The 6,359-nt window shown below is 53.9% G+C and carries 6 protein-coding genes and 2 pseudogenes; 1 reads left to right on the plus strand and 7 read right to left on the minus strand.

Annotated elements, in window-relative coordinates; all coding sequences use genetic code 11:
• Nucleotides 1-33 precede the first annotated feature (33 nt).
• The 7 genes and pseudogenes from KMP13_RS02405 to KMP13_RS02435 all read right to left on the minus strand — a co-directional run.
• Nucleotides 34-246: pseudogene (locus tag KMP13_RS02405) on the minus strand (IS3 family transposase); the annotation flags it as partial.
• A 264-nt stretch (nt 247-510) separates the two neighbouring features.
• Complete coding sequence (locus KMP13_RS02410; RefSeq protein ID WP_215263982.1) at nt 511-888, minus strand: 2-dehydro-3-deoxygalactonokinase; 378 nt, start codon at nt 886-888, stop codon at nt 511-513.
• A 3-nt stretch (nt 889-891) separates the two neighbouring features.
• Nucleotides 892-2,205: a TRAP transporter large permease gene (locus KMP13_RS02415; protein ID WP_215263983.1), complete on the minus strand. Its 1,314-nt coding sequence runs from the start codon at nt 2,203-2,205 to the stop codon at nt 892-894.
• On the minus strand, nt 2,202-2,732 hold the full coding sequence (locus KMP13_RS02420; RefSeq protein ID WP_215263984.1) for a TRAP transporter small permease: 531 nt from the start codon (nt 2,730-2,732) through the stop codon (nt 2,202-2,204). The genes KMP13_RS02415 and KMP13_RS02420 overlap by 4 nt, the downstream gene beginning before the upstream one ends.
• A 75-nt stretch (nt 2,733-2,807) precedes the next feature.
• Nucleotides 2,808-3,800 (minus strand): TRAP transporter substrate-binding protein, encoded by a 993-nt coding sequence (locus tag KMP13_RS02425; protein ID WP_215263985.1) that lies wholly within the window; start codon nt 3,798-3,800, stop codon nt 2,808-2,810.
• Nucleotides 3,801-3,839: 39 nt separating this feature from the next.
• The gene (locus KMP13_RS02430) at nt 3,840-5,012 is read right to left on the minus strand and encodes a mandelate racemase/muconate lactonizing enzyme family protein (RefSeq protein WP_215263986.1); all 1,173 of its coding nucleotides are present in this window, start codon (nt 5,010-5,012) and stop codon (nt 3,840-3,842) included.
• Nucleotides 5,013-5,188: 176 nt separating this feature from the next.
• Complete coding sequence (locus KMP13_RS02435; protein ID WP_215263987.1) at nt 5,189-5,926, minus strand: FadR/GntR family transcriptional regulator; 738 nt, start codon at nt 5,924-5,926, stop codon at nt 5,189-5,191.
• A gap of 267 nt (nt 5,927-6,193) precedes the next feature.
• Between KMP13_RS02435 and KMP13_RS21050 the strand changes: the two are divergent.
• Nucleotides 6,194-6,359 (plus strand): annotated as a pseudogene (locus KMP13_RS21050) (IS30 family transposase); the annotation flags it as partial.

A 6,359-nucleotide genomic window follows, 5' to 3' on the forward strand; every position in this document is an offset into this window, starting at 1 on the left:
GTCGACCCGTATCGTCTGCGGTCTACCCCGCTATTCAATGATCTGGTTCAAGCTGCGCACGACCCGCTCGGCGGGCAACGAGAAGTCCACTTCAATGCACAGACCTTTGCGATTAAAGTCATCAAGCACGTTTAATGTCCGGATCGAACGGCCATCTGCAAGCTGATCCGCCATAAAATCCATCGACCACGTGTCGTTTGGCAGGTCTGGGACCGCCAACGGTTCAGGCTTGTCACGCTTGATGCGCGGATGGCGAACAAAAGGTGGGGAACGGATGTTGGGTCATCGAGGGCCACCGCGACGGCGTCGGCGAACGCAGTATCGCTCCAGCCATCAACGATCACCGAGTAGGACAGCACGGAATTTTTCGAGAAAAATGCGAATTATTCACCCGTCATGCAAGCTTCAAATCGTGGATAGACTGGTCGGCGACGCGCACTTGTTTGGTGTGCGCTCCGGGAAGGCACACGGTGCCTAAAAAATCTGAGTGGTTATCAGTACACCTGCAATTTAGGTTTCTTCGCCACGCATCACGTTGGCAGGCGACATTTGTTTGGTGCCAGGTAAGATGCGAACATCGCCAGTGGATTCGCGCACGGTGACGGCCTCTCTGCCGAGCGAATGGAGCGGAGTTGGGGTTTGCAAATAAGGTGCTTCGCACCAGCCTTGTGCCGCCCCCGTCATGCCGCAGATTGCGACGGGCACGTCAGCGTCAAGACCGATATTGGCAATGCTGCCATCAAGCACACTGCCAATATCACTTCCTTTCAGGTGTGCCATTCCAGACGGGCCATCAGAAGCGACGGCAATTGTGCCGTCCGCCTCCAGTGCCCAAAGCCGGAAACTGGAAGTTCCCCAGTCAACGGCAATGAACGACACGTCACCCATTCCCTAGCGCCCCATCAATTCAGGCGCCAACAGCGTTGGTAGCCCGAGTGTGATCGCAGGGAATAGAATGATGATCAGCATCAGCACACAGAACGCGCCGAAGAAGACCAACGTCCAGCCTAGACCTTTGGACAGCGGAATTTCCGCGATCGTGCAGGCCAGAAGCAGACTTATCCCGTAGGGTGGCGTGATCTTACCAATGGCCAGTGCCATGATGACCAAGATACCCAGCTGCAAAGGATCAGCCCCTACGGTCGCAGCCACTGAGGCCAGAACTGGAACGAAGATCAGCATTGCAGGTGCAGGGTCCATGAACGTCCCCAAAAGCAGGAACAGAACCGATGCAAAGATCAGGAACATCGTCGGGCTGGAGGCGTAAGTCTCGAACAGGCCACCGGCCACATCAAGAATGCCATAGAAAGACATCAACCATCCAAACAGTGTCGCCGTCCCGACGCAGATCATGACAACCGCCGTCAGAAGCGCCGTTTCAATCGCTACATCCATCAGCATCTTGAGCGACAATTTGCGGTAGATGAACATGCCGATCAGAACGACGTAAATCGAGGCAACTGCCGCGGATTCTGTCGCCGTCATGACGCCTGTCAGGATACCGCCGATGATCACACCGATAACCGACACAGGGATCAGACCCTTTGCGAGAATTTCCACTTTCTCGGCGCGGGGTTTCTTTTCCGTAGTCGGCAGGTCGATGCCAAACTTGTTGGCGTAATACCAAGCGACGATCAGCTGGGTCAGGCCAACCAGAATGCCGGGTATATAGCCTGCAATGAACAACGCACCGATAGAGACGTTTGCCGATGCACCATAAATCACCATCAAGATGGACGGCGGAATGATCGAACCAATCGACGATGATGCAGCTGTCAGCGACGCCGAAAACCCAGGCGAATAGCCCTTTTCTTTCATCGCAGGGATCAAGATAGCACCGATGCCAGCCACGTCAGCCGTGGATGAACCGGACACGCCGCCCATCAACATTGATGACACCACGTTGATATGCGCCAACCCGCCTTTGATACGTCCGACCAACAAGTCGGATAATCGCACAATGTCGCGTGTGACGCCGATCTTGTTCATCATCAGGGCTGCAAACATGAAACCCGGAATGGCGAGCAATAGGAAATTGTCGATACCCGTGTAGAGTTTTTGTGGCAACACCACGATGTCGAGACCAGGATCCACGGCGATGGTGACTACGCATGAAAACAGCAACGACATGGCAAGTGGTAGGCCGATTGAGAACAGGATTACAAAGCTGATCAATAGAATTGAGAGAGCGGTTTCAGGACTCATTTCAGATCCTCAGCTGTGATGTCGGCCTTGTTGGCTTCTAACAGGTCGTCAAATCCAGAGGTCGTATCATCGTGATCCGCAAACAGCTGTTCGAGCGCCATAAGCGTGATCAAAAGCCCGCCAATCATGATAGAGGCATAAATGTAAACCATGCGAATTCCCGTGGCGGGATTCTTTCGCAACATGCCTAACTCGACAAAACTGGTGGATGACCAAGCAATGATCAATCCGCCGACCGCAACTGTAAGAAGCATCGCGTAGCGGTGATATTTTCGGGCCGCGCCGCGCAGTTTTTTCTGCACGAGGTCTACCTCAAAATGGGTGCCTCTGCGCACAGCAATGGCTGTGGCAAACATGACCATCCACAAGAAACAGAATGGCACGATGAACTGGATTTCAGGAATAGTTGTGAAGAACGCGTAGCGTGTCAGCACCTCTGTGAAGAGGCAACCGAGAAGTACAAGGCACAGCAGTGCGGCGCATTTCTCAAGCCCCCATTCTAGTCTATCGACAATCGATTTTAACATCGCACCCTCCTCAAAGCGTTGTTAATGAAATGTGGCCCCCACCGATGAATTGGTAGGAGCCGCACGGGAGGTGTTTTAGTTGGCGACGGCAGCAATTTCTGCGGCCAAATCCTCAAGCCCTTCGTCTGCTGCGAACCCAGCAATGACAGCGGCAGAGGCTTCGATCAGCGGACCTTTGTCAGGCTCGGTGAAGACAACGTCATAGTCCGCGGCAAGCGCTTCCATGTTCTGAATGTCCAACTCACCCTCAAGGGCAACATCGAAATCAGCAGCTTCAAGCGCAGCTTCGCGAATGGCGGTCTGATGTTCATCAGAAAGGCCCGCGATTTTGCCAGCATTACCAATGAAAGGGCGAACTGTGATTGCGTGCTGCGTCAAAGAAACGTTCTTCGCAATTTCGGCCCAACGGGCGGTCGTGAAGGTCGTGAATTCGTTTTCAGCTCCGTCAACAACACCCGTTTGCATGGCTGTGTAGACCTCTGGGAAGGCGACAACCGACCCAAGTGCGCCCAGGCCGGACCACCAATCAAGCATTACGGACCATTCCCATGTGCGCATCTTCAAGCCTGCAAGGTCTTCCATGCCATTGATGGTCGCGTCTGTCGTGATCATGTTGCGCTGCGCGCCACCGAAATAGCTGAGCACCGAAACGCCTGTTGCTTCTTGATATTCCGCCGCCATTTGAAGGCCCACGTCGCCACGTGTGACGGCCATCATGTGATCGATGCTTTGGAAGATATACGGCAGTTCCAGAATGCCCATGGACGCGGAATATCCGGCCAATACACCCGGTGTGGACACAGTGAAATCAATGATACCCGCCTGAACAGAATCGAGAAGTTCTGGATTGGACCCGAGTGAGCCATTGTCGGCCACAGTCACGACAACTTCGCCGCCAGTCTTTTCTTCGACCAGACGTGCGAATTCGCGTGCAGAGATCGAGTGTGGGTGATCAGTAGGTGTAACGAGACCCAGCTTAAGTGTGACATCCTGCGCAAAAGCTGCGCTGGAGAGTGTAATTGCACTCGCTGTTACGAGGGCTGTTTTGGTGAAAGACATCAGTTTCATGGTTTCCTCCCTTTAGAACTGAGTAGCAGTCATCGGCGTTCAGTCGTTGCCGATGTCGTAGTGACGGATGAAGTCGCGGTCGGGCGTTATGCCCAAACCGGGGCCGTCTGGGATGGCAACAAGACCATCGTTCTTTGCGACTTGGCCTTGGATATCCAACGGCTCGGTCAGCAGGTCGTCTCTGAATTTGTTGTCGGTGGTGTCGAACTCCAGCATCGGTTCCCAGGGGAACAGGCCACCGGGCAGTGGCGGCATCGCCGCGAGCAAATGCAAGTTGGTGGCGACAGCAACGGCGCTACCCCAGACGTGGTTCACGACGGGTGTGAAATGCGCATGGCACAGGGCCAAAACACGCAAATATTCGGAAATACCGCCAAGGGCGCAGACTTCGGGTTGCGCTATGTCGAGACCGCGCGCCTCAAGCAGTGCGCGCCAACCCCAGCGGTTGAACTCGATCTCTCCACCGGAAATGTTGACGTTCAGACCCTGACGCAATTCTCGGTAGCCTTCATAGTCTTCCGGCGCGATTGGCTCTTCGAACCAATAGGGGTCGAACTCCTCCATAGCGCGGCCGACGTAGAATGCATCGTGGGTGGTGTAGGCATGGTTGGCGTCGACCATGAATCGAAAGTCATCGCCGACGCCTTTGCGCACTGCTTCGATCAGACGAACATCGTCTTTCGGACCTAAGCCAACTTTCATTTTCGTAGCTTTGAACCCCATCGCCTTGATCGCGGCGGCCTCGTCCTCGAACCGTGCCACAAGGCTGTCTGCGCTTTCGGGGCGCAACATCATGCCATAGCCATAGGCTTGGACAGTGTCGCGGTATTTGCCGCCAATCAGCTTGTTCAGTGGCAGGCCAGAAACCTTGCCCGCAATATCCCAAAGGGCAATATCAACACCAGACAAGGACTGCATCGGCATGCCTTTTTGGCCGTGATCGCGCATCAGGTTGTATACCTTGTGCCAGATGACATCGCGATCCATCGGATCCATCCCTAACACCATTGGCTGAATCACTTTTTCAACGATTGCCTTGTTGGCAAGCGCAATCGTTCCTGCGCCAAAGCATTCGCCCCAGCCAGTGATCCCCTCGTCAGTCTCAACTTCCACCAGATGCGCGGTGCGTTTGTGGTAATACTGCTGCGAGTACCCAAGAGGCTCCGGCAGGTCATAGCCCAGAACATGGCTGGTGACTTTGGTGATTTTCATCTTCGTGAGCCTCCTCGTTCGAAGTCAGGCAAACCTCTCCCGTTCTCGCAAGCTCAAAAGCTGTGAAAGAAGGTTTGGCAATTTGTGTTTGAGCATGGCTTCTTGGGTCCGTGACTCCTCTCACGGCGCTCCATCGATGATCATGACAGTAGTTCTACGCGCTTCGCGTAACGCCCTTAGCTATCAGTCATGTATTTCCCCAGTCGCTGCTGAGCATCGGTCAGCAGCAACCGCATCTTGCTTTCGGCAAGATCGGCATCACGTGCCAGGATCGCGTCGCAAACTTCGCGGTGAAACGGCAATGATTCCTTATTCTCACGCGGATCAGCGTTGGTGAGACGGATCGAAATCATCAAAGCAGAGTGGATGACGCCCTCCATCGGTCGTAGCAATTCGTTCTGGGCGGCCCTCAGAATAGAGCGGTGAAACGTTGCGTCAGCCAAAACAAAACGTTCGACCTCACGCTGTTCGGTCTCCATCGCCATCATCGACTGAGATATCTCGTCAAGCTCCAGATCAGCACCCCGTAGCGCAGCATAGCGCGCGGCACTCGGTTCAATCATAAGACGCAACTCAAGCAACTGGCGCAGGAAAATTGGGTTCGGTGGCACAGTTTGGTGCCAAGCCAAAACATCGTCATCGAGTAGGTCCCAGCTTGAGCGAAAACGCACGCGAGTGCCGCTGCCCCGACGCACCTCAAGCAATCCTTTGGCCGAGAGTATCTTTACAGCATCACGGACTACAGTTCGACTGACATCATATTCAACCGACAATGCACCTTCATTATTGATCAGAGTCCCTTCACCCAGATCGCCGGAAATGATCTTACATCCCAACTCGCGCGCGATCTGCGCAGAGTAGCTGGCCTTGATCTTGGGTTTCCCCTGAAGTTCGTAGAAAAGACTCTCGCTCATGCGGTAAGTATAAACATCTAATGTTTAATGAGTCAAACATTAGATGTTTATACATCTCAAATACGTTGGCACGACTCTGGCAACAGATCACCCGTGCCGTTTCAATTTTCTGATACGCGGGCCGCAACTCGTCCTTACTCCGGCTTTCGGCAATTACGGCCGCTCCATGTTTAGAGTTGAGCATAACGATTGAATGTCCACCGAAGTCGGTGGCCTCAACTGGTCGACGCAACACTTTGCTCCTTAGGAAGAGATGGAGTGTTTTGAATGAAGTATCGTACCAGGATTTACTATTCGGCTGAACAGCGGGCTGAGATATGGGACAGGTGGCAGCGTGGGGAGTCGATGAGGTCGATTGGGCGTATCTTTGATCGTCAGTCGTCTTCGGTATTTTCCGTGATCTCCCCTACCGGCGGGATACGTCCACCGGACC

The organism is Epibacterium ulvae (genome assembly GCF_018678075.1).
Taxonomy (GTDB): domain Bacteria; phylum Pseudomonadota; class Alphaproteobacteria; order Rhodobacterales; family Rhodobacteraceae; genus Epibacterium; species Epibacterium ulvae_A.

Coding starts and splice junctions, on each gene's coding strand:
- KMP13_RS02410 (WP_215263982.1), bottom strand. CDS start 888: ATGGGTGACGTGTCGTTCATTGCCGTTGACTGGGGAACTTCCAGTTTC.
- KMP13_RS02415 (WP_215263983.1), bottom strand. CDS start 2,205: ATGAGTCCTGAAACCGCTCTCTCAATTCTATTGATCAGCTTTGTAATC.
- KMP13_RS02430 (WP_215263986.1), bottom strand. CDS start 5,012: ATGAAAATCACCAAAGTCACCAGCCATGTTCTGGGCTATGACCTGCCG.
- KMP13_RS02425 (WP_215263985.1), bottom strand. CDS start 3,800: ATGAAACTGATGTCTTTCACCAAAACAGCCCTCGTAACAGCGAGTGCA.
- KMP13_RS02420 (WP_215263984.1), bottom strand. CDS start 2,732: ATGTTAAAATCGATTGTCGATAGACTAGAATGGGGGCTTGAGAAATGC.
- KMP13_RS02435 (WP_215263987.1), bottom strand. CDS start 5,926: ATGAGCGAGAGTCTTTTCTACGAACTTCAGGGGAAACCCAAGATCAAG.